This is a genomic window from Pseudomonas sp. P4_C3, assembly GCF_056402075.1.
This window is the reverse complement of sequence record NZ_JBFUIC010000541.1, coordinates 1-1,863: the sequence shown is the minus strand read 5'-3', so window position 1 is coordinate 1,863 and position 1,863 is coordinate 1. Positions and strand designations below refer to the sequence as shown.

2 protein-coding genes are annotated in these 1,863 nt (G+C 55.6%); one reads left to right on the top strand and one right to left on the bottom strand.

Annotated elements, in window-relative coordinates; translation table 11 throughout:
• Positions 1–563 (top strand): tRNA-dihydrouridine synthase (locus tag AC1DVH_RS30380; protein ID WP_477756908.1); only part of this gene is annotated, 563 nt, incomplete at its 5' end.
• Positions 564–618: 55 nt separating this feature from the next.
• Here the strand turns inward: AC1DVH_RS30380 and AC1DVH_RS30375 are convergent.
• Positions 619–1,452 (bottom strand): undecaprenyl-diphosphate phosphatase, encoded by an 834-nt coding sequence (locus AC1DVH_RS30375; protein ID WP_477756907.1) that lies wholly within the window; start codon positions 1,450–1,452, stop codon positions 619–621.
• Between the last annotated feature and the right edge of the window lie 411 nt (positions 1,453–1,863).

Below are 1,863 nucleotides of genomic sequence, written 5' to 3'. Positions count from 1 at the left end.
GGATCAACGGGCGAGACAGTTACGAAGAGTTGTGTGATTTCGTCGGTACGGTGCGGGATGCCGGCTGCACCAGTTTTACCGTGCACGCGCGGATAGCGATTCTGGAGGGGTTGTCGCCGAAGGAGAACCGGGACATTCCACCTCTGCGTTATGACGTGGCGGCGCAGTTGAAGGCGGATTTTCCGGAGCTGGAGATTATCCTGAACGGCGGGATCAAGACGCTGGAGGCCTGCCACGAGCATTTGCAGACGTTCGACGGCGTCATGCTGGGCCGTGAGGCGTATCACAACCCTTATGTGATGGCCGAGGTGGATCAGCAGCTGTTCGGCAGCTCGGCGCCTGTGATCAGCCGGGCTGAGGCGCTGGCGCAGTTGCGTCCTTATATAGCGGCGCACATCGCTGCAGGTGGTTCGATGCACCACATCACCCGGCATGTACTCGGGCTGGGCACCGGGTTCCCGGGGGCGCGCAAGTTTCGGCAGTTACTGTCGGTGGATATTCACAAGGCCAAAGAGCCTTTGGCGTTGCTGGATCAAGCGGCGGAGCTGCTTGAGGGGCGTTAAAGGTTAGCCGCCTCCCTGCGACCAGGCTGCATGTCCTGCATGCCTGGTGCAAGTGTCAGTGCGCTGCAGCCCCGGTCCAGTCAACCCAGCCGAATACCCACGTTGCCAGAATCAGCAAACCGAATCCGATCCGGTACCAGGCGAACACGGCGTAACTGTGGGCGGCGATAAACTTGAGCAAACCACGCACGGCGATCATGGCGAAAAAGAACGCCGTCACGAAACCCAGCGCAAACACCGGCAAGTCACTGGCCAGGAACAGATCCCGATACTTATAGCCTGAATACACGGCGGCACCGACCATGGTCGGCATCGCCAGAAAGAACGAAAACTCCGTGGCAGCCTTACGCGACAGACCAAACAGTAACCCACCGATAATGGTCGACCCAGAGCGCGAAGTGCCCGGAATCATCGCCAGGCATTGCACGAAACCGACCTTGAGGGCGTCAGTCCAGCGCATGTCGTCTACATGGTCGACAGACACCACATGTTCGCGCTGCTCGGCCCACAACATGATGATGCCACCCACCACTAATGCCACTGCAACAGTGATCGGATTAAACAGATACTCATGGATCTTATTGGCGAACAACACCCCCAAGACCACTGCCGGAAGAAAACCGATTAACAGATTCAAGGTGAAACGTTGTGCATTGCGTTGGGTCGGCAAGCCGGTAACGATCTCGAGAATCTTGCGGCGGAACTCCCAGACAACCGCCAGGATCGCGCCCAATTGAATGATGATGTTGAAGGCCATGGCTCGCTCGCCGCCGAAGCCGAGCAAGTCCGCGACGATAATCTGGTGCCCTGTACTTGATATCGGCAAGAACTCCGTCAGACCTTCGACCATCCCTAAAATCAACACTGTTATGGTTGTCCAAAGATCCATCAATCCCCCTCATCGACAAATACCGTTGCGTCGACCTCGCACTAATTCAACGCCAACACGAGAGTAAAGCGCATTAGAGCGATTAATAAAACTCAATGTTATGAAATGTCCATGGCCGCCACCACCAATACCAACGTTATATAACGGTTAATATTGGAGAGTGCCGAGCCAGACAAGAGCAAAAAATCGCACTTGAAACCACAAAACCCTACCGCCTCATGACGCCCAACCAAAAAAAGTCAGGTGGCTGAAACTTTAGCGACATGCGCGGTCATATGGCTGCGAAAATGCGGGGCATTGGACCAATAGATGGCACAATGCTATACCTCATCAACCCACGAGATTGCCATCGATCATGAGGCTCCTCGAACCACCGGCGGGCAAACGATCACGTCAGAATCACCGACAATG